19 protein-coding genes and 1 pseudogene are annotated in these 18,739 nt (G+C 65.8%); 12 read left to right on the top strand and 8 right to left on the bottom strand.

Going from position 1 to position 18,739, the window contains the following annotated elements; genetic code table 11:
- Positions 1 to 228 precede the first annotated feature (228 nt).
- Together KY499_RS10310 and KY499_RS10305 are read right to left on the bottom strand one after the other, a co-directional pair.
- The gene (locus KY499_RS10310; protein WP_219885347.1) at positions 229 to 855 is read right to left on the bottom strand and encodes a response regulator transcription factor; all 627 of its coding nucleotides are present in this window, start codon (positions 853 to 855) and stop codon (positions 229 to 231) included.
- Positions 852 to 2,048, bottom strand: a complete 1,197-nt coding sequence (locus KY499_RS10305) for a sensor histidine kinase (RefSeq protein ID WP_219885346.1) — start codon at positions 2,046 to 2,048, stop codon at positions 852 to 854. The genes KY499_RS10310 and KY499_RS10305 overlap by 4 nt, the downstream gene beginning before the upstream one ends.
- A gap of 219 nt (positions 2,049 to 2,267) precedes the next feature.
- Between KY499_RS10305 and KY499_RS10300 the strand changes: the two genes are divergently transcribed.
- Together KY499_RS10300 and KY499_RS10295 are read left to right on the top strand one after the other, a co-directional pair.
- Complete coding sequence (locus tag KY499_RS10300; protein ID WP_219885345.1) at positions 2,268 to 2,849, top strand: heme-binding protein; 582 nt, start codon at positions 2,268 to 2,270, stop codon at positions 2,847 to 2,849.
- A gap of 40 nt (positions 2,850 to 2,889) precedes the next feature.
- On the top strand, positions 2,890 to 3,618 hold the full coding sequence (locus KY499_RS10295) for an ankyrin repeat domain-containing protein (protein ID WP_123256691.1): 729 nt from the start codon (positions 2,890 to 2,892) through the stop codon (positions 3,616 to 3,618).
- A gap of 120 nt (positions 3,619 to 3,738) precedes the next feature.
- Here KY499_RS10295 and KY499_RS10290 read toward each other — a convergent pair whose 3' ends face one another.
- From KY499_RS10290 to KY499_RS10280, 3 genes are read right to left on the bottom strand one after another with little or no spacing between them, the layout of a single operon-like run.
- The gene (locus KY499_RS10290) at positions 3,739 to 4,950 is read right to left on the bottom strand and encodes an acetyl-CoA acetyltransferase (protein ID WP_219885344.1); all 1,212 of its coding nucleotides are present in this window, start codon (positions 4,948 to 4,950) and stop codon (positions 3,739 to 3,741) included.
- Positions 4,947 to 5,657: a 3-oxoacid CoA-transferase subunit B gene (locus KY499_RS10285; RefSeq protein WP_219885343.1), complete on the bottom strand. Its 711-nt coding sequence runs from the start codon at positions 5,655 to 5,657 to the stop codon at positions 4,947 to 4,949. Before KY499_RS10285 ends, KY499_RS10290 begins: the two co-directional genes overlap by 4 nt.
- A gap of 34 nt (positions 5,658 to 5,691) precedes the next feature.
- Positions 5,692 to 6,423: a CoA transferase subunit A gene (locus KY499_RS10280; protein ID WP_219885342.1), complete on the bottom strand. Its 732-nt coding sequence runs from the start codon at positions 6,421 to 6,423 to the stop codon at positions 5,692 to 5,694.
- Positions 6,424 to 6,658: 235 nt separating this feature from the next.
- Here KY499_RS10280 and KY499_RS10275 point away from each other — a divergent pair, with 235 nt between their 5' ends.
- The gene (locus KY499_RS10275; RefSeq protein ID WP_219885341.1) at positions 6,659 to 7,450 is read left to right on the top strand and encodes an IclR family transcriptional regulator; all 792 of its coding nucleotides are present in this window, start codon (positions 6,659 to 6,661) and stop codon (positions 7,448 to 7,450) included.
- 190 nt (positions 7,451 to 7,640) lie between these two features.
- Here KY499_RS10275 and nadE read toward each other — a convergent pair whose 3' ends face one another.
- The gene (gene nadE / locus KY499_RS10270; protein ID WP_219885340.1) at positions 7,641 to 8,465 is read right to left on the bottom strand and encodes an ammonia-dependent NAD(+) synthetase; all 825 of its coding nucleotides are present in this window, start codon (positions 8,463 to 8,465) and stop codon (positions 7,641 to 7,643) included.
- Between the two features lie 205 nt (positions 8,466 to 8,670).
- Here nadE and KY499_RS10265 point away from each other — a divergent pair, with 205 nt between their 5' ends.
- The 4 genes and pseudogenes from KY499_RS10265 (at position 8,671) to KY499_RS10250 (ending at position 12,625) form a co-directional block, all read left to right on the top strand.
- Positions 8,671 to 9,909: an FAD-dependent oxidoreductase gene (locus KY499_RS10265; RefSeq protein WP_123256697.1), complete on the top strand. Its 1,239-nt coding sequence runs from the start codon at positions 8,671 to 8,673 to the stop codon at positions 9,907 to 9,909.
- A gap of 134 nt (positions 9,910 to 10,043) precedes the next feature.
- Positions 10,044 to 10,628 carry an orotate phosphoribosyltransferase gene (gene pyrE, locus KY499_RS10260; RefSeq protein WP_219885339.1) on the top strand — a complete coding sequence of 195 codons (585 nt, stop codon included), beginning with the start codon at positions 10,044 to 10,046 and terminating at the stop codon, positions 10,626 to 10,628.
- An 84-nt stretch (positions 10,629 to 10,712) separates the two neighbouring features.
- Positions 10,713 to 11,504 (top strand): GAF and ANTAR domain-containing protein, encoded by a 792-nt coding sequence (locus KY499_RS10255; RefSeq protein WP_219885338.1) that lies wholly within the window; start codon positions 10,713 to 10,715, stop codon positions 11,502 to 11,504.
- Positions 11,505 to 11,640: 136 nt separating this feature from the next.
- A pseudogene (locus tag KY499_RS10250) lies at positions 11,641 to 12,625 on the top strand (thioesterase domain-containing protein).
- Positions 12,626 to 12,694: 69 nt separating this feature from the next.
- Here the strand turns inward: KY499_RS10250 and KY499_RS10245 are convergent.
- On the bottom strand, positions 12,695 to 13,561 hold the full coding sequence (locus tag KY499_RS10245) for an HAD-IIA family hydrolase (RefSeq protein ID WP_258190704.1): 867 nt from the start codon (positions 13,559 to 13,561) through the stop codon (positions 12,695 to 12,697).
- A 174-nt stretch (positions 13,562 to 13,735) separates the two neighbouring features.
- Between KY499_RS10245 and KY499_RS10240 the strand changes: the two genes are divergently transcribed.
- The 3 genes from KY499_RS10240 (at position 13,736) to KY499_RS10230 (ending at position 15,921) form a co-directional block, all read left to right on the top strand.
- Positions 13,736 to 14,314 (top strand): RNA methyltransferase, encoded by a 579-nt coding sequence (locus KY499_RS10240; protein WP_258191090.1) that lies wholly within the window; start codon positions 13,736 to 13,738, stop codon positions 14,312 to 14,314.
- A 162-nt stretch (positions 14,315 to 14,476) separates the two neighbouring features.
- Positions 14,477 to 15,499: a class II fructose-bisphosphate aldolase gene (gene fbaA / locus KY499_RS10235; protein ID WP_123256701.1), complete on the top strand. Its 1,023-nt coding sequence runs from the start codon at positions 14,477 to 14,479 to the stop codon at positions 15,497 to 15,499.
- A complete protein-coding gene (locus KY499_RS10230; protein WP_123256702.1) occupies positions 15,499 to 15,921 on the top strand; it encodes a DUF3151 domain-containing protein in 423 nt (140 codons plus the stop codon). Before fbaA ends, KY499_RS10230 begins: the two co-directional genes overlap by 1 nt.
- A gap of 84 nt (positions 15,922 to 16,005) precedes the next feature.
- On the opposite strand, the gene KY499_RS10225 is transcribed toward KY499_RS10230, so the two are convergent.
- On the bottom strand, positions 16,006 to 16,638 hold the full coding sequence (locus KY499_RS10225; RefSeq protein WP_123256703.1) for a uracil-DNA glycosylase: 633 nt from the start codon (positions 16,636 to 16,638) through the stop codon (positions 16,006 to 16,008).
- 195 nt (positions 16,639 to 16,833) lie between these two features.
- Here KY499_RS10225 and KY499_RS10220 point away from each other — a divergent pair, with 195 nt between their 5' ends.
- Both KY499_RS10220 and KY499_RS10215 read left to right on the top strand, forming a co-directional pair.
- The gene (locus KY499_RS10220; RefSeq protein ID WP_123256704.1) at positions 16,834 to 17,175 is read left to right on the top strand and encodes a hypothetical protein; all 342 of its coding nucleotides are present in this window, start codon (positions 16,834 to 16,836) and stop codon (positions 17,173 to 17,175) included.
- A gap of 223 nt (positions 17,176 to 17,398) precedes the next feature.
- The gene (locus KY499_RS10215) at positions 17,399 to 18,688 is read left to right on the top strand and encodes an adenylosuccinate synthase (protein WP_219885337.1); all 1,290 of its coding nucleotides are present in this window, start codon (positions 17,399 to 17,401) and stop codon (positions 18,686 to 18,688) included.
- The last annotated feature ends 51 nt before the right edge of the window (positions 18,689 to 18,739 follow it).

The raw sequence follows: 18,739 nt of genomic DNA, 5'->3' as shown, positions 1-18,739 counted from the left end.
CTGCTCAGCTGCGCTGTCTGCGGGAGGATTCACCAGGGACAGCCGCGCTGGTGTTGCATGTGCGTTTCACGCTAGACCCCCGCAACTGGCAGTGCAAGAGGCCGCCCGGGAGCGTGAGCGGTGCCGGCGTCGAGTCCCGGTCAGGGCGGGTGGCCTTGGCGCCCCGGCATGGCCGGAGGCTCGAGTCCGGACCTGCGTTCAGGCAGCGTGCATCCCCTGCCGCATCCCCTACCGCATCCCCTCGCGGCGGATGGCGGTCGCGATCGCAGCGGCGCGGGTCTCCACTCCGAGCTTGGCGTAGATGTGGGCCAGATGTGTTTTGACTGTGGCTTCGGAGATGAACAGCCGCCGGCCGAGCTCCCGGTTGCTCAGGCCTTCGATCAGCAGGCTCAGCAGCTCCGCCTCGCGCGGCGTCAGGATCTCATCCGGGTTCCGTAACTGCTGGAAGAGCCGCGATGCCACCGGCGCGCTCATGACGCTCTTGCCCTGGACGGCGCCGCGGATCGCGGCGAAGATCTCCTCCGGCGCGGCATCCTTGAGCAGGTATCCCATGGCACCGGCGTCGACGGCGCGGACGATGTCCGCGTCCGAGTCGTAGGTGGTGAAAACCAGCACGGCCTGCCGGCTGTTACGGCGGTGCAGCAACTTGATGGCTTCAATACCATCCATCCCGGCGCCCATGGCGAGGTCCATCACCACCACGGCCGGGCTGAGCGACTCCACCTGAATGAGGGCTTCCTCCCCGGAGGCAGCCTCGGCCACGACCTGGATATCGGGCTGCGTGCCCAGTAATGCCTTGAGGCCGCTGCGGACCACCAGATGGTCGTCCACCAGCAGCACGGATATTGGATTCACGGCGCCTCCGCGGTGGGTAGCTGCGCGGCCACGATCGTTCCTTCGCCGGGGCTGCTTTCCACCGAGAATACGCCGCCCAGCTGTTCCACCCGCTGGCGCATGGCCCGAAGGCCGTAGCCTCCGGCGCCCGACGGCGGCGCCAGCGACTCCGGATTGAAGCCGGCACCGTCGTCGAAAACATCCAAGGTGACGGCGTCCGGCAGGAAGCCCAGCGTTACCGTCGCGTTGGCCGCGGCTGCATGCAGCTTGATATTCGCCGCAGCGCTCTGAACGACGCGAAGAAGCGCGTGCCGGATATCTGCAGGGACAGGGCGCGGCCCGCCGGTGACCAACAGACGGACGCCCGGGACGTACTGGACCGCCGCCAGGCGCAGGGCATCCGGCAGCGGAGCGGTGTCCAGCCCGGGCGAGGCGAGTTCGTGGACCAGACTCCGGGTGTCCGCCAGGTTTCGGCGCAGCATTCCGCTGGCGTTGAGAACGTCCTCGCGCGCGGACGGGCTGGGCCAGGACCTGTTTGCAGCTTCCAGGAGGAGGAGGCTGCTGGCCAGGCCCTGCGTCACGGTGTCGTGGATTTCCCGGGACACCCGTTCGCGCTCCTCCACGGTGCCGGCGCGGCGCTCGCTGTCTGCCAGACGGCCCTGGGCCAGCGATACCTCCTCGTGGAGGCGCCGTTGCTCCGCGGCGTCCTCCTCAATGCGGTCGTAGATCAGCGTCAGTATGACACCCACTGCCAACGGTCCCAGCAGCATGGCAATATCGTTGCCGCCGCTGAGCCGGAACAGCCCGACCGCGGTGGCAGCCGCCACTGCGCCGGCTGCCAGATACGCCTGCCGGCCACTGAATGCCGTCCGGCACAGGAAGAACACTGCAAACGAGCACCAGGCAAAGCTGGGTGCCGCGATCACCAATACAGCCCACAACGCCACCAGGGCCGACATCCGCACAACTGACGGTCTACCGCGCTGGGACAGTACGGCGGTCACGGCATAGAGGGAGCAGACTGCCGCGGCGAGTGCCAACACCCACAGGTTGTCCGCTGCGCTGTGCCGCAGGACGTACCGGACCACCGACGCGACCAGGAGCACGGCAAAACCGAGATGGACGACGGCGTCGATCCGGCCCAGCTGGCCGGTGCCGGGAGCAGAGCGGGGTGCGACGGTCGCTGCCGAAGCGGCTGGTGATGAGGAGGGCATGGGTCCGGTTCCGGTGGAGGAGTGCTACCAACAATGCTAAGGCCCGCGCCGTTGCTGGTCTCTCAGCCTTTCGGCTGATACGGCGAGCCGGATGGGGCAGACCTCGGCATCCTAAGAACCGATGCACCGCCGGGCCTGTGCGGGAAGGATGGTTACAACGACCCGGACAGCAAACCCGGGCAGCTTGCCTTACCCGTACACCCAGACCCAGGAGACCCCATGAAAATGTCCAGGAAAATCGCCGCTGCCGCTGCCGCTTCCGCCGGAGCACTGCTCCTGACCGGCGGGCTCACGGCTGCCGCGAACGCCGGGACCACGGCTGTTCCTGCCGCCGTGCCCGCAGTCGATGTCCAGCCGGCCCCGGAAACCGTAGTGGCCCAGAACCGGATCAGCGTGGGTGCCTCCGCGGACGCGGTCAAAGCAGCCCTCGCCAAATGCCAGGCCGATCAGCTGCCGTTCGTCACAGTGGCCCTGGTAGACAGGTTCGGGACCGTGCAGGCGCTGCTCCGCGGGGACAACGCCGCCGAGCACACCATTGAGGCTGCACAGCAGAAGGCCTACACGGCTGCCGCTTTCGGCACGCCCACCAGCGAGCTTGCCAAGCGCATCAATGGCAACGGACCCAGCATCGCGGATCTCCCCGGCACCCTATTTCTGGCCGGCGGCGTCCCGCTTAAGGTCAACGGAGTCTCCGTTGCCGGGATCGGCGTAGGCGGAGCCCCGGACGGGAAACTGGATGAAGCCTGCGCAACTGCGGGAGCGGAAGCCATTGCCGCCAAGGCCGCCGGAACCGCGAAGTAGGCTCCGGCCCGTGGGGCGGTCCAGGCCGTGGCGGCGAAAAATGATTGCGGCTTTCTGCCGGTGCTCCCTGCTGGCCGGCGTACTGTCGGTCCTCCTGACCGGCTGCCAGTCAGGGACAGGGGAACCCGCCCGGCAGGGGACACCGTCGTCGTCCACAGTGACGTCCTTCGCCGCAACGGTGCCGGCATCGCCTGAAGTTCCGGTGATCCCGACAGCGGTCCCAACGCCAATGGCAGGGACCGCGCGGGCCCGACCTTCGTTGGCCCCTGAAGCGCAGGCCGAGCTCGACCAGCGTCTGATCCGGGCCGCGAAAGCCAACGATCCAAACCTGGTGGCCGAGTTGCTTCGGGCCGGCGGCAACCCCAATGCCAAAGACACCATTCAGGACTCGGCGTTCCTCTATGCCGGGGCTGAAGGATATAACGAGGTGCTCCAGTTGACCTTGGCTGCCGGCGCGGACGTGCGGAGCACCAACCGCTTCGGCGGCACGGCGCTCATTCCCGCGAGCGAACACGGACATGTGGAGACGGTGCGGATCCTCATAGCTGCCGGCGTGCCGGTGAACCACGTCAACAACCTGGGCTGGACCGCCATGCAGGAAGCAATCCTGCTCAACAACGGCGGCCCGAAGCAGCAGGAGGTAGTCCGTCAGCTCCTCGACGCAGGCGCCGATCCCACCATCCCGGACCCCCAGGGCCGCACAGCTCTGGCAAACGCCGAGCGGCTGGGTTTTGCCGGGATCGCGGCACTGATCCGTGACCGCAGTTGATTTTCCCGGCGACGTGCGGCATTTCCCCGCCTTTGCCCGCAAAACCACGACGACGCGCCGCACCATTGGTGCGGCGCGCCGTCGTAGGTTCGAGCAGTGCGGAAATTCAGCGCGATCCGGTCAGACGGACTCGAGGACGCTGACGTAGTTGGCGATTCCCACGCCGCCCATGTTCTGCACCGCGGCGCGGCGGGCGGTGCCCAACTGCATGCCGCCTGCGGTACCCGTGAGCTGCATCGCGGCGATGACGTGCTGGGAGACTCCGGTGGCGCCGACCGGGTGGCCCTTGGCCTTGAGCCCGCCTGAAACATTCACGGGGAGCTTGCCGTCCTTGAAGACCCAGCCCTCCTCGATGGCGCGGGCGCCCTCGCCGGGCCCGGTCAGTCCCATGGCCTCGTACATCAGCAGTTCGGCAATGGTGAAGCAGTCGTGCACTTCGGCGAAGTCCAGATCCTCCAGCCCGACGCCGGCCATCGCCAGCGCGCGCTGCCAGGACATGCGCGTGGCGGCGAACGCGGTGGGATCGCGGCGCTCGGCCGGGAAAAAGTCGTTCGCCTGCCCGAAACCGGCGAGCCGGACCGGGGCGGTGGCTCCGCCCGTGGGGGAGGTGCTGAGGATGACCGCGGCGGCGCCGTCGGACACGGGGGAGCAGTCAGTGCGGCGCAGCGGATCGGCCACCATCGGGTTCTTGTCCGAGACGGTGCGGCAGAAATCCTCGCCGAGGTCCTTGCGGAGCTGGGCGTAAGGGTTGTCGACGCCGTTGCGATGGTTTTTCGCCGCGATGGTGCCTAGGACATCGCCCAGGGATCCCCGGCCGGACTTCGCCATGGCTTCGCCGTAGCGCTTCTCGTAGTGCTTGGCCACATCGGCGAAAAGCCCCGTGAAGCCGGTGGTCGAAGCCTTGCCTGCCATGTCGTAGTCCGCGCCGAGCAGGGCAGCGCCAACGACGTCGGCGCCGGCCTGGGTCATCTTTTCCGCGCCGATCACCAGGACGGTTTTCGCCGTGCCGGCCAGCAGGGACTTGGTGCCCTGCTGGAACGCTGCCGAACCGGACGCGCAGGCGTTTTCGACCCGCGTCGCCGGCACGTTGGCGAGTTGATCCGAGACCTGCAGTGTCAGCGACGACGGGAAGGCCAGCGGCATCATGCCGGAGTTGAACTGGCCGAGGTAGACCTCGTCGATCTGGCCGGGTTCGATGCCGGCGTTGCCGATCGCTTCGGTGGCGACCTGGACGATCAGGGACTCCAGGGTGTCGTCGGTGAGTTTGCCGAACCGGCTGTGGCCCCAGCCGGTGAGCAGGATGTCTTTGCCGAACTGTTCTCTCAGGCTCATGCGGGGGTTCCTTCCAGTACCGGGGTGGATACGTGCTCAGGGGTTGCCTCGAGGGCGACCGTGAAGTCTGCCCCGGTCTTTTCGCGGATCTCCTCGACCGTGATGCCTGGGGCGAGGCGGGTCAGCGTGAGCTGCCGGACGCCGCCTGCTTCTAGTTCATTCTTCACAAGGTCGAAGACGGCTAGGTCGCTGATGATGCGGTCCACACAGCTCAGGCCGGTCAGCGGGAGGGTGCATTCGGTGACGATCTTGGCGGTGCCGTCCTTGGCGTTGTGCTCCGTGAGGACGACGACTCGCGGGGTGCCGGCGACCAGGTCCATCGCGCCACCCATGCCTTTGACCATCTTGCCGGGGATGGTCCAGTTGGCGAGGTCGCCGCCGCCGGAAACCTGCATGGCACCCAAAATGGCGACCTTGACGTGTCCTCCGCGGATCATGCCGAACGAGGTCGCCGAGTCGAAAATGCTGCTTCCGGGCAGCACCGTGACGGTCTGCTTCCCGGCGTTGATGAGGTCAGCGTCTTCCTCGCCCTCGAAGGGGAAGGGGCCCATGCCAAGCAGGCCGTTCTCGCTCTGCAGGACGACGCGGACGCCGTCGGGCAGGTTGTTGGCGACCAGCGTCGGGATGCCGATACCGAGGTTGACGTAGTCGCCGTCGCTGAGTTCTTCGGCCGCAATGGCAGCCATTTCGTTCCGTGTCCAAGCCATGGTGGTTCTCCTCCTGGGGGTTCGCGGTGGCGGGTCAGGCCGGGACGGGGGCCGAATCGGCACCCGTCGGGCGGGAGCGGACAGTGCGCTGCTCAATGTCTTTGACCCGGGCGGCGGCCTGGATCAGACGCTGGACGTAGACGCCGGGGGTGACGATGTGGTTGGGGTCCAGTTGACCGGGTTCGACGATCACTTCGGCCTCCGCGACGGTCACGGCCCCGGCTGTGGCGACGACCGGATTGAAGTTCTGGGCGGTGTAGCGGTAAATCAGGTTGCCGTCAGTGTCGGCGGTGTGCGCGTGGACCAGCGCGACGTCGGCCTTAATGGCGCGTTCCTGGACATAAGTCACGCCGTCGAACTCCGCCAGCGGCTTGCCCTCGGCGACGAGAGTGCCGACGCCGGTCTTGGTGTAGAACGCGGGGATGCCCGCTCCGCCGGCGCGCAGACGCTCTGCCAGGGTGCCCTGCGGAGTGAACTCCACCTCCAGTTCGCCGGCGAGGTACTGCTCGGCGAAGAGCTTATTTTCGCCCACGTAGGAGGCGATGACCTTCCGGACCTGACCGGCTTCGATCAGGATGCCGAGGCCCTTGCCGTCCACACCCATGTTGTTGGAGACCACGGTCAGGTTCCTGACGCCCGAATCCCGGACAGCCTCGATCAGTTCGGCCGGGATTCCGCTGAGCCCGAAACCGCCGACGGCGAGCGTCATTCCGTCCCGCAACACGTCCTGGAGGGCGGCGGCCGCCCCGGATTTCAGCTTTGACATTGCATCTCCTCATTGAGCGTTGGTCACTGGCCGTCATTCACTGGCCGACGCCGTGCCACGCAGCGCCATGGATAATCCACGTTATGGATTGTTGGGTCTGAATACTGAGCCTAGGGTGCTTCGAGATGGGCTGTCAACGCCTGAAATTCTGTAAAAACTCAATATTTTTACAGTGTGGACGCTAGGCTTGGGTGTATCCATAATATGGACAATTGTGATGATCGATTGAGGAAATATGAACTCTCTGCCCGTTCAAGGCGCCCAGGTGGTCAGCCGTGTAGCCGCCCTGCTGCGGATCGTTGGCCGAAAGCCGGAGGGGTCCACGCTCGTCGAACTGGTCCGCGATTCCGGGCTGACCCGTCCTACCGTGCACCGGCTGCTCAGCTCGCTGGCCGCCGAGGGACTGCTGGACCATGACCCGGCCAGCGGGAATTGGGTCCTGGGCCCGGAGATCCTGCTGATGGGGTCTGTGGCCTCGGCGCGGTTTCCGCTGGAAGACATCGCACGGCCCAGCCTGCGCCGGCTCGCCGAGGAGACCGGTGAAAGCGCCTTCTTCTCCATCCGCCGCGGGGACGAGACGGTCTGCCTGCTGCGGGAGGAAGGCAGTTTCCCGGTGCGGTCGTTTGTGCTGCACGAAGGAGTGCGCTTCCCGCTCGGGGTGGCCTCCGCGGGCACGGCCATCATGGCATTTCTGCCGGCCGAAGAGCAGGCGGAGTTGCTTGCCGGCTGGGCCGCCCACGCCGGAAATTTCGCAGCCGCGCACACGGAATACCGGGTGCGGGAGAACCTGGAAACCACCCGGCAGGCCGGTTATTCGGTCAACCCGGGACTGGTTCTCGAGGGCAGTTGGGGGATGGGCGCAGCGGTTTTCGACCAGCGCGGCCGGCCAGCCTGGGCACTGTCACTGACCGGAATTGAGACCCGGTTCCGGGCAGACCGGCAGGGCCGGCTGGGGCAACTGCTGATGGACGAGGCGCACCGGATCTCGACACTGCTGCAGAGCACCGGGTCCGGCCGGCAGGCCTGAGACCCGCCGGCCCGGCTCCCATGTCAGGATGGACCAATGGCGGCACCCAGCGGCAACGCGCAAGTCCTTTTTGATTCCTGGAGGATGAACTATGGGCGGCTGCCGATGGTGATTTTCGGTGCCCTGGTGTCCGGAGCCATGCCGGCACAGCGCAAGCCGGCTGGGCGGCCGGGACAGCCCGGAGGGGTCGCTATTCTTTCCACCACGTATCGAAGATGGTGACCGGAACCGTGCGCTTGTGGCGGGTGCGGAGGTACTTCTGCTCGATCGATTCGGCCACGGCGTCTGGAACCTCGCGGCCTTCGAGATAGTCATCAATCTGGTCGTAGCTCATACCGAGTTCGTCTTCGTCGGTGCGCCCCGGCTTGCCGTCGAGCAGGTCGGCGGTCGGGACCTTCTCCCAAACCCGGGCCGGAGCGCCCAGCTCGGCGAGGAGTTCCCTGTTCTGGCGTTTGTTCAGCCCGAAGAGCGGCAGAATATCCGCACCACCGTCGCCGAACTTGGTGAAGAAGCCGGTGACGGATTCCGCGCCGTGGTCGGTTCCGATGACGAGGTAATTATGCTCGCCGGCGAGGGCATACTGCGCGATCATTCTGGTGCGGGCCTTGGTGTTGCCCTTATGGAAGTCGGAGATTCCGTTGCCGACGGTTTTCTCGAATTCGTCTTCAAAACCATCCACTGCCGACGAGATGTTAAACGTCCACTCGGTCTTGGCCTGGATGAATTCCAGGGCAGCCTGGGCGTCATCCTCGTCGTGCTGCACGCCGTAGGGAAGCCGGACCGCCACGAAGTTCGCTTCCACATCCTCAGCATCCAGTTCCTCGACGGCAAGCTGGGCCAGCCGGCCCGCGAGCGAGGAGTCCAGGCCTCCGGAGATACCCAGGACGAAGCCCTTGGTGTGGGTGGCCTTGAGGTATTCCTTCAGGAAGGTGACGCGCCGGCGCACCTCCCCGACAGGGTCGATCCGGGGCTGGACGCCCATTTCTTCAATGATTTTCGCCTGGAGTTCGCGCATGCTCCAAAGCCTAGTCAGCGGTGTCAACCGGTCCCAACTATTTTGCGCAGCATTATTTGTCTGGCGCTGCGCGAAACGCCCTGCGCTGCGGATATTCGCGTCGCGCAGGGAAATTTGCGCCGCATCCACACGAGGGCGCATCGCCGGGCCGTTTGCGCGGCGAAAGACCCTGCCGTCCTGAACAGCTCAGGCGTAGCGTGAGGGCATGGACCGGACCGGATGTGTGGTGGTGGGCGGTGGGCCCGCCGGAATGATGCTGGGCCTCCTGCTGGCGAGGGCCGGCGTGGACGTCACCGTACTGGAGAAGCACGCAGACTTCCTGCGGGACTTCCGCGGCGACACCGTCCACGCTTCGACGATCCGGCTGATCGACGAGCTGGGACTGGGCGAGGGCTTCCGCAGGCTTCCGCAGAGCCGCCTGAACAATGTCACCTTCCCCGTGCCCGGCGGCCCGCCGGTGACGATGGGTAACTTCGATTTGCTGCCGCCGCCCTATAACTACGTCGCCATGATGCCGCAATGGGACTTCCTGAACTTCCTGGCCGATGCCGCCGGGCAGGAACCGCGCTTCAGCCTGCTGATGAGCCACACTGCGACTGCCCTGGTGCGCGACGGCGGCCGCGTCGCCGGTGTCCGCTACCGGGCTGCGGACGGCACGGAAAGCGAGCTCCGGGCCGACCTCGTGGTGGCCACTGACGGGCGCCACTCCGTCTTGCGCAGCGCTGCGGGACTGGCATCGAAGGAGTTCCCCGTCCCGTTCGACACCTGGTGGTTCAGGCTGCCGCGCCTGCTTTCCGAGCAGGGCCAGGTTGCGGGCATCATGCCGGTGTTCGGCCGAGGCGAGGCGCTGCTTGCCCTGTTCCGGAACGACTATTTCCAGATGGCCTACCTCGCGCCGAAAGGCACGGACGCCCGGATCCGGGCCGAGGGCCTCGAGGGGTTCCGCCGGCGGATCGCGGCCCTCCGTCCGGACCTTGCCGACCGTGTGGAGGCCATCGCGACCTTGGAAGACCTGCACTTCCTTGACGTGCGCCTGGACCGGTTGCGGAAGTGGTACATCGACGGGTTGCTCTGCATCGGCGATGCCGCGCACGCCATGTCACCGGCGGGCGGGGTGGGCATCAACCTGGCGATCCAGGATGCGGTGGCCGCCGCGAACATCCTCGCTCCGGCGCTCCTGCGCGGCCAGGTGCCCCCCGCCGAGCTGGCGAAAGTCGTACGACGGCGGCGCATGCCCACCATCGTGGTGCAGACCGTCCAGCGGGTTATGCACCGTGTGCTGTTCGGTCCCATCCTGGCGGGGACGCGTTCCGGTGCTCCGGCACCCCTATTGTTTGTGGCCCGCAGGCTGCCGGCTTTTGGCCAGATCGGTCCGCGGTTCCTGGCATTCGGGCCGCGGCCGGAACACGCCCCCGGTTTCGCCAGGCGCACCCCGCAGCCGTAGGCCAACAGGAAACCGCGGTTGCCCAGCCCAGGGAACGCGGTCCGGGCGGCAACTCTCGGCCTGCAGAACACCACATGACCGGCACGGATGGACATCTTCGGAACAACCGCAGACCAGATACTAAACTGGGCTCCATGACTGCCACCAGTATCCCCGCAGCTGACGCTGCTGCTGCCCGTGCCCGCCTGCTGGACCTGATCAAGGAACTGGCCGTCGTCCGCGGCAAGGTCATCCTCTCCAGCGGCGCCGAGGCGGACTACTACATTGACCTGCGCCGGATCACCCTGCACCACGAGGCATCCAAGCTGGTCGGTCAGGTCATGTTGGCCCTGATGGACGACGCCGGCATCAGCTTTGAGTGCGCCGGTGGCCTCACGATGGGGGCAGACCCCGTCGGTACCGCGGTGATGCACGCCGCCGTCGATGCGGGACGCCCCGTGGACGCGTTCGTGGTGCGCAAGGCCCAGAAGTCCTACGGTATGGGACGGCAAGTGGAGGGCCCCTCGGTCGAAGGCCGCAATGTCCTGGTGCTGGAAGATACCTCCACGACCGGCGGTTCCGCGCTGGCCGCCGTGGAAGGTGTCCGCAAAGCCGGCGGCAATGTGGTCGCCGTCGCCGTAATCGTGGACCGGGCCACCGGAGCCAAGGAAAAAATCGAAGCAGAAGCCGGGGTCCCTTACCTCTTTGCGTTCGGCAGGGACGAGCTCGGCCTCGGCTAAGCCGCTCCGGCGTGTGGACGGGGGTAGGAAGGTGCCTTATTATTGGCCTATACCCGCCAGTATTTGACCTCGGAGACACGCGCCATGCTCCAGCACGAACAGCCCTTCAATCCCGGGCGGACCTTGAGCCCCGGCGGATCCCAGCGCGCCATCGACCAGGTCCAGAATCTCATTCTGGAAAGCGCTGACTTTGAGGGGTTCCTGAATGAGCTCGCGAGGTTTTCCGCCCATCAGGTGGCCGGCTCCGGTGAGGATGCGCTGTGTGGGATCACGCTGCTCAGGGACCGCAAGGCCGCCACGATCGGTTGGAGCAGCGATTCAGCGCGGGAAGTTGATGAGATTCAGTACTCCCTGTCCCAAGGACCCTGCCTCAGTGCAGCCAAGGAAGAACGGGAAATCTACGTCCCGGATCTCTTCGATGAAGACCGTTGGGGTTCCGATTACGCCAATGCAGTGGCTGCGCACGGGCTGCGCTCCGTCTTGTCCGTGCCATTCCATCTGCAGGGTGAGGCGCAGGCGGCCCTCAACCTCTATTCCGATGTGCCGCACAAATTCGACGGAGATGTAGCCGCGCGAGCCCGCGGGTTTACCCGCGAGATCTCCCAGGCGCTGCGGCTCGCGGTCCGGTTCGCCCTGCATACCGACAGTGCCATCAACCTTCGGGCCACGCTCAAGTCGCGCACCATCATTGATATGGCGGTCGGGATAGTGATGGCACAAAACCGCTGCAGCCAGGAGGAAGCCGTCCGGATCCTCACCAGCGCGTCCAGCAACGGCAACGTCAAGCTGCGGGATATCGCCGCGTCCCTGGTGCAGTCAGTCAGCGGCGGCAGCGCGCGGACACACTTTGACGACCCGGGGGAGATGACCGGCTGAGCCTGTTTTTCCTGCCGCGCCCCAGGCCCGCGGATGCCCAGGTTTCTGATCGCCCCCGGGCAGTGGTTAAGTTATAGCTGTGCCGCGAGAAACTGAATCCGACGATGAGCGCGGGCCCCGGGAATCTGAGGCCCGCATGCTTCATCTTGCCGGCGGGCTCCGGCGGTTTTCCCGGCGAAGCCTGCTGGTTGGCACAGGCGCGGCTTCGCTTCTGGCGGCGGACATGCTGTTCACGAGGAAAGTGCAGACCGAACGCCGGGTAAACCAGATCCTGACCGTTCAGGACGACGTCGCGGAACGCTTCTTCCCCCGGGCCAGCTGGATCCTTTTCCCGGGGTACAAGACGAGCTGGGAAGAATCACAATGGATCCTGGGCTCCCTGCGCGGGGCGCTGAACAAGCGCGGCCAACTGGCCGCCGTCGGATACTCCAATCTGGGACTGGACGTCGACAAGATTGTGATCGCCGTGATCGAGCATGTGCGCGCCCACAAACTAACCACCCTGTACTTCTACGGCCACAGCTTTGGCGGCATGCTGGCGACCCAGGTGGCGGCCCGGCTGAAGGAGCTCCACGGCGTGGAAGTGGCGTTCATCCTGCTCGACTCAAGCCCTGCCAGCAGACGTGATGTGCTGGACCAGAGCTGGTTCGAGGGGGTGGTTTTCCTGTATGAGAGCGGATTCCGCTTTCCGACCGTGCTGCGGGGAGGCTATGAGCTCGGCGAACGGGTGCTGCATAAGGACGAGCGGAGCTGGGGCAAGATCCTGGACCAGACGATGGAGCAGCTCTCGCCAATTGCCCCCTCGAGTGTGCTGATCCAGTCCGAATCCGCTTATATTTACCACTTTGACCCGACCAGGTTCGTCGGAAAGCTCGGCGAGGCAAAGATGGCGTTCATCGGCAATCCGTGGGACCGGACAGTGGACTACGAGTCGGCACGGGACTCTTGGTCGCTGATTTTTAAGGCCAATATGTTGTCCTCGGACTTCCGTACGGACGGGGCCCCGGCCGGCGCATGCCAGCCCCGGCTGGAACCCGTCCATCTACCGGCCAATCATCGAGGAGTTGCAGGACGAGCTCGTTCCGTTGCCGTCCCGGGGCGGGAAGAAGACAGCCTTCTAGCTCTTTCCGAGTCGCGGCCCGGCACTGAATGGCGGGCTGTGGGCCACCTGCGGACCCGCGGATTGCCGGTCAGATCTGGTTTTTCAAATCCGCCACGGAGTTCAGGATCTGGTTGGGCCGGAAGGGGTACGCCGCGATGTCCGCTTTTTGTGTGATGCCGCTGAGCACCAGGACGGTGTGCAGCCCCGCTTCCATGCCGGCGATGATGTCGGTGTCCATGCGGTCCCCGATCATGGCGGTGGTCTCCGAGTGCGCGTCGATCTGGTTCATCGCCGAGCGGAACATCATTGGGTTTGGCTTTCCCACAATGTAGGGCTCGCGCCCGGTGGCCTTCGTGATGAGGGCCGCGATGGCTCCGGTGGCTGGCATGGGGCCGTCCTTGGACGGGCCGGTGGCGTCCGGGTTGGTGGCGATGAAACGTGCGCCGGCGAGAATCAGCCGGATAGCCATGGTGATGGCTTCAAAGGAGTACGTGCGCGTCTCGCCCAGCACCACAAAGTCCGGGTTCTGGTCGGTGAGGATAAAGCCGGCCTCGTGCAGCGCGGTCGTTAGTCCCGCCTCGCCGATCGTGTAGGCGCGGTTGCCGGACTCCGAACCCTGGACCTGGTCCTTGAGGAACTGGGCCGTGGCAAGCGCCGAGGTCCAAATGTTCTCCTCCGGGATTTCCAGGCCGGACGAGCGCAGCCGGGCCGCGAGGTCGCGCGGGGTGAAGATGGAGTTGTTGGTCAGGACGAGGAACCGCCTGGATGTGTCCACCCAGCGCTGGATCAGTTCCGCGGCGCCGGGGATGGGCTGGTTCTCGTGGACCAGGACGCCGTCCATGTCCGTCAGCCAGCACTCGATTTCCTGGCCGTTGCGGTACACCGCGTTTTTCGGGCGCGTGGTGTCCCGGGTCGTACCTGCATCTGCCGCTTGTTCCGCCGTCTGGTCAGCCATGTTGCCCTCCACCGATAGTCTGCCGCTTACTCCGACCCAGTCTAATGTTGAGTAGTGACTGATGCAGAGACTTCCCCCGGCCCCCGCGCCGCCGCGGCCCCGCTCGACGCCCCCGGCCCGGACGTCGGGGCGGAATCCAAACCCGAGGTCGGCGTCGGCCCCTGGGAGGGTGAACTGCCCGCGGGAGACCATTGGGACCCGGATCTGCTCGCTGACGGGGACCGCCGCAACGTGGTGGACAAGTACCGCTACTGGAAGCACGACGCGATCGTGGCCGAGCTGGATTCCCGGCGGCACAACTTCCACATCGCCATTGAGAACTGGCAGCACGACCTGAACATCGGGACCGTCGTCCGCACCGCGAATGCTTTTCTGGCCAAGGAAGTGCACATCATCGGCCGACGCCGGTGGAACCGCCGCGGTGCCATGGTCACCGACCGCTACCAGCACGTCCGCCATCACCCCACGGTGGAGGACTTTGTGGCCTGGGCGCAGGGGGAGGGCCTGGCGATCATCGGGATCGACATTTTCCCGGACTCCGTCCCGCTGGAAACCTATGAACTGCCCAAGGACTGCGTCCTCGTGTTCGGGCAGGAGGGGCCGGGCCTGACTCCGGAGGTCCACGAAGCCGCTGTCGCGACCCTCTCGATCGAGCAGTTCGGCTCCACCCGGTCCATTAATGCCGGGTCCGCCGCGGCGATAGCGATGCATGCGTGGATCCGCCGGCACGTGTTCGGCCAGTTCCCGGCCTAAGCCGCGCGGGGAGTGTTGCGGTGAATGTTGCGGGGAGTGTTACAGGGCTGCGTGATCTAAGACACGGGCCGGGCGTGCGTGTGGCTAGGATGGTTCCTAGCAGACGAGGTTCACTCCAGGATCCACAGAACCCGCAGACGAAAATTCACATAAGGAGTCAGCATGCCCATTGCAACCCCAGAGATCTACTCCGAGATGATCGACCGCGCAAAGGCCGGCGGCTTTGCGTTCCCGGCGGTGAACGTCACGTCCTCGCAGACGCTGAACGCTGCCCTGCGCGGTTTCGCCGAGGCCGAGTCCGACGGCATCATTCAGGTCTCCACGGGAGGCGCCGCGTACTGGTCCGGCGCTTCCACGAAGGACATGGTCGCCGGTTCGCTGGGCTTCGCCGCGTTCGCCCGTGAAGTCGCGAAGAACTACGGCGTTAACGTGGCCCTGCACACGGACCACTGCCCCAAGGACAAGCTCGAGGGCTTCGTCCTGCCGCTGCTGGCGGCCTCCGAGGCCGAAGTCAAGGCCGGCCGCAACCCGCTGTTCAACTCGCACATGTGGGACGGTTCGCACGAGCCGCTGTCCGAGAACCTGCGCATCGGCCGTGAACTCCTCGAGCGCACCGCAGCCGCGAAGATGATCCTCGAAGTTGAGATCGGCATCGTCGGCGGCGAGGAAGACGGCGTCGAGAACGCCATCAACGACAAGCTCTATACCACCGTCGAGGACGCCCTGGCCACGATCGAAGCCCTCGGCTCCGGCGAGCACGGCCGCTACATCACCGCCCTGACGTTCGGAAACGTGCACGGCGTGTACAAGCCCGGTGGCGTGAAGCTGCGTCCGGAGATCCTCAAGGACATCCAGGCCCAGGTCGGGGAGAAGATTGGCAAGTCCAGCCCGTTTGACCTGGTCTTCCACGGCGGTTCCGGCTCCTCCGACCAGGAAATCGCCGACGCGGTCTCCTACGGTGTTATCAAGATGAACATCGACACCGATACCCAGTACGCCTACACCCGCCCCGTCGTGGACCACATGTTCCGCAACTACGCCGGCGTCCTGAAGGTCGACGGCGAGGTCGGCAACAAAAAGCTCTACGACCCCCGCGTCTGGGGCGCCTCCGCCGAAGCCGGCCTCGCGGCCCGCATCGTCGAGGCAGCCCAGCAGCTCGGCTCCAACGGCAAGACGTTCCAGTAATGTCCGACGAGTTCCGCAGGAACCTGCTGGGCCCAGACGCCACGCTCCTGCCTGCAGAGACCGAGGTCTACGCGCAGCTGGAAGCGGGCCAGGAGGCGCTGGACCTGGTGGAGAAGCACCCCACCTCGTCGCTGTTGTGGGCCGTTCTCGCCGAGGAGGCGTGGAGCGAGGGCAGAACCGTCGATTCCTACGCGTACTCCCGCGTCGGGTACCACCGCGGACTGGACTCGCTGCGCCGCAACGGGTGGCGCGGCGTCGGGCCGATCCCGTGGGAGCACGAACCGAACCGGGGCTTCCTGCGGGCCCTGTATTCGCTGGGCCGGGCGTCGGCGGCGATTTCAGAGGCCGAAGAGCCGGAGCGGATTGAGAAGTTCCTCAACGACTCCGATCCGAGCGCGAAGGCAGCCATCGAGGCCGGCTGACTGCCTTAAACAGCAACGCGGGGTCACTTTTCGTCCATCCCACCGAGTGGAATGGGCGAAAAGCGACCCCGCGTTGGTTTAAAGCTAGGAGGTCTTGGCGAGGCCCGTGCGTGCCATGGCGTCGGTGTAGGCGGTGCGCATGTCCTCCAGGTACTGCTCCTGACGGACCGGGGTGCCGGCGAAGGCGCGGCCGCTCAGGGAGCGCACCTTGTACGTCTTCAGGCCGCGGCGCCAGATCATGGGAACCTCAGTCTTGAGCAACAGGTTCGCGAGACGGTTGGCTTCGGTGCCGTGCGCGACAATCACCGAAGCGCGGGGCACGAGGGCCAGGAACTTCAGCAGCGGCTTGAGCCCGGCCGAGATCTGGTCCGGAGTGAGCTTGCCATTGGGCTCGCCGGGCACGTGCCACGGGTGGGCGTTCCACGGCATCACGAATTCTGGGCGCAGGCCCAGCTTCCACTGGATGCCCAGCATCCGGGTGGCCGCTTCGTCGTCGCCCGCGGTGATGAAACCGGACGGGTCGGCGGTGCCGATGTTGGAGAAGAGGCTGATGATGCGGCACTCATCGACGTCGTGCATGGGATCCACGTACGGGACGCCAGTGCCAGCCTTGGCTGTCTGCAGGGTGTCGCACAACTCGTTGACGGCCGCGACGCTGGGTTCGTAGCGGCGGCTCAGGAGCTGTTCACGGATATCTTCAGTGGCCAAGGCTGTCATAAAGTGTTGTGTCTCCTGCGGGATTGGTCAAGCTGCCAAACCGTACGCGGGCATGCCAAGTACCGGGCATACCTGGGACGGTGTGGTGTGAAAATTTGGTGTGGACCGATTCCTGATCGATCTCTATCAGTCTATCAAGCTCTGCGAAATGCGCCTCCGGGGCCACCGAACCGGCGAAAATGCGATGATGCAGCCATGAACAACACTGGACCGTCGGCGGCCGCCGTCGAGGCGTTCGAAGGCGTCGTTGCCGACCTCGCGGGAGCGGGCGTTTCGCCCGGCATGATGTTTGGCGCGCGGTCATTGAAGCTCAACCGGAAGGCCATAGCCTGCCTGACCGGTGATGCGATGGTTTTCCGGCTCGGCAGGGACTCGGCCGTGCACGCCCGCGCGCTCGGCTACCCGGGCGCGGAGCTTTTCGATCCGTCCGGGATGGGGAGGCCGTTCAAGGACTGGGTCCGGGTGCCGGCCGGATCAGCTGCTGAATGGCCGGCCCTTGCCGACGCCGCGCTGGCCTTCACTGGCGGAGAGGCGTGAAACTTGCCGCACGGGGGGCCAGTGGCCCGCTGGCGTGCAGCCGGACGACGCAAGGCGGTGCCGGTCACCGTTTTCGGCTAAACTTGCGTGGTAAGAGCCCCGGAGTTCTGGCGTTGGGTAAGAGCAGCGGTAGAGTCGGGGCATTCTCATGAACGGCGCTGAGCTGCGGTGACCTCCTGGTCAATCAAACACAGTTCGGCCCGAACGAATGGGGGAGGATCCCATGCCAGCAATCGTGATCGTCGGAGCCCAGTGGGGCGACGAAGGCAAAGGTAAAGCCACCGACCTGCTCGGGGGCCGCGTCGACTACGTCGTCAAGCCCAACGGCGGCAACAACGCCGGGCACACCGTTGTCGTAGGCGGTGAGAAGTATGAGCTTAAGCTCCTTCCGGCCGGCATCCTGAGCCCCAACGCGGTCCCGATTATCGGCAACGGCTGCGTGGTCAACCTGGAGGCACTGTTCCAGGAAATCGACGGCCTCGAAGCCCGCGGCGCCGACACCTCCAAGCTGCGCATCTCCGCGAACGCCCACCTCGTGGCCCCGTACCACCAGGTCCTGGACAAGGTCACCGAGCGTTTCCTCGGCAGCCGGGCCATTGGCACCACCGGCCGCGGCATCGGCCCCGCCTACATGGACAAGGTGGCCCGGCTGGGCATCCGGGTCCAGGACGTCTTCGACGAATCGATCCTCCGGCAGAAGGTCGAGGGTTCACTGCGCCAGAAGAACGAGCTCCTGGTCAAGCTCTACAACCGCCGCGACATCGAGGTGGAGGAGATCGTGGAGTACTTCCTGTCCTTCGCCGACCGCCTCCGCCCGCTCGTCATCGACAGCACTTTTGTGCTGAACACCGCCCTGGACGAGGGCAAGGTGGTCCTCATGGAGGGCGGCCAGGCCACGTTCCTGGACGTCGACCACGGCACCTACCCGTTCGTGACCTCCTCGAATCCGACCGCCGGCGGCGCGTCGGTCGGTTCCGGGATCGGCCCCACCCGGATCTCCCGCTCCATCGGGATCATCAAGGCGTACACCACCCGCGTCGGCGCCGGCCCGTTCCCCACGGAACTGTTCGACGAGATGGGCATGTACCTTCAGAAGACCGGCGGTGAATTCGGCGTCAACACCGGCCGTCCGCGCCGCTGCGGCTGGTACGACGCCGTGCTGGCGCGCCACGCGTCCCGGGTCAACGGCTTTACGGACTACTTCGTCACCAAGCTCGACGTGCTGACGGGCATCGAGCAGATCCCGGTCTGCGTGGCCTACGACGTCGACGGTGTCCGGCACGATGAAATGCCGATGACCCAGACCGAGTTCCACCACGCCAAGCCGATCTTCGAGTACTTCGAAGGCTGGACCGAGGATATCACCGGCGCCCGCACCCTGGATGACCTCCCCGAGAACGCCCGGAACTACGTGCTGGCCCTGGAAAAGCTTTCCGGCACCCGCTTCTCGGCAATCGGCGTCGGCCCGGACCGCGACCAGACGATCGTGGTCAACGACCTCATCAACGACTAGCCACCAGCGTTTAACGCCCGACGGCGGCGGGTCACCCATTCGGGTGGCCCG

This window comes from Arthrobacter sp. PAMC25284, from assembly GCF_019443425.1.
GTDB classification, from domain to species: domain Bacteria; phylum Actinomycetota; class Actinomycetes; order Actinomycetales; family Micrococcaceae; genus Arthrobacter; species Arthrobacter oryzae_A.
Note: the sequence above shows the minus strand (reverse complement) of the source record. Positions and strands in the feature narration are given on the sequence as shown.

Excerpts from the sequence above, each read along its gene's own strand:
- fbaA (WP_123256701.1), top strand. The coding sequence starts at position 14,477 with ATGCCCATTGCAACCCCAGAGATCTACTCCGAGATGATCGACCGCGCA.
- KY499_RS10300 (WP_219885345.1), top strand. The coding sequence starts at position 2,268 with ATGAAAATGTCCAGGAAAATCGCCGCTGCCGCTGCCGCTTCCGCCGGA.
- KY499_RS10225 (WP_123256703.1), bottom strand. The coding sequence starts at position 16,638 with ATGACAGCCTTGGCCACTGAAGATATCCGTGAACAGCTCCTGAGCCGC.
- KY499_RS10215 (WP_219885337.1), top strand. The coding sequence starts at position 17,399 with ATGCCAGCAATCGTGATCGTCGGAGCCCAGTGGGGCGACGAAGGCAAA.
- KY499_RS10285 (WP_219885343.1), bottom strand. The coding sequence starts at position 5,657 with ATGGCTTGGACACGGAACGAAATGGCTGCCATTGCGGCCGAAGAACTC.
- nadE (WP_219885340.1), bottom strand. The coding sequence starts at position 8,465 with ATGCGCGAACTCCAGGCGAAAATCATTGAAGAAATGGGCGTCCAGCCC.
- KY499_RS10245 (WP_258190704.1), bottom strand. The coding sequence starts at position 13,561 with ATGGCTGACCAGACGGCGGAACAAGCGGCAGATGCAGGTACGACCCGG.
- KY499_RS10280 (WP_219885342.1), bottom strand. The coding sequence starts at position 6,423 with ATGTCAAAGCTGAAATCCGGGGCGGCCGCCGCCCTCCAGGACGTGTTG.
- KY499_RS10295 (WP_123256691.1), top strand. The coding sequence starts at position 2,890 with ATGATTGCGGCTTTCTGCCGGTGCTCCCTGCTGGCCGGCGTACTGTCG.
- KY499_RS10305 (WP_219885346.1), bottom strand. The coding sequence starts at position 2,048 with ATGCCCTCCTCATCACCAGCCGCTTCGGCAGCGACCGTCGCACCCCGC.
- KY499_RS10275 (WP_219885341.1), top strand. The coding sequence starts at position 6,659 with ATGAACTCTCTGCCCGTTCAAGGCGCCCAGGTGGTCAGCCGTGTAGCC.
- KY499_RS10265 (WP_123256697.1), top strand. The coding sequence starts at position 8,671 with ATGGACCGGACCGGATGTGTGGTGGTGGGCGGTGGGCCCGCCGGAATG.
- KY499_RS10290 (WP_219885344.1), bottom strand. The coding sequence starts at position 4,950 with ATGAGCCTGAGAGAACAGTTCGGCAAAGACATCCTGCTCACCGGCTGG.
- KY499_RS10230 (WP_123256702.1), top strand. The coding sequence starts at position 15,499 with ATGTCCGACGAGTTCCGCAGGAACCTGCTGGGCCCAGACGCCACGCTC.
- KY499_RS10220 (WP_123256704.1), top strand. The coding sequence starts at position 16,834 with ATGAACAACACTGGACCGTCGGCGGCCGCCGTCGAGGCGTTCGAAGGC.
- pyrE (WP_219885339.1), top strand. The coding sequence starts at position 10,044 with ATGACTGCCACCAGTATCCCCGCAGCTGACGCTGCTGCTGCCCGTGCC.
- KY499_RS10255 (WP_219885338.1), top strand. The coding sequence starts at position 10,713 with ATGCTCCAGCACGAACAGCCCTTCAATCCCGGGCGGACCTTGAGCCCC.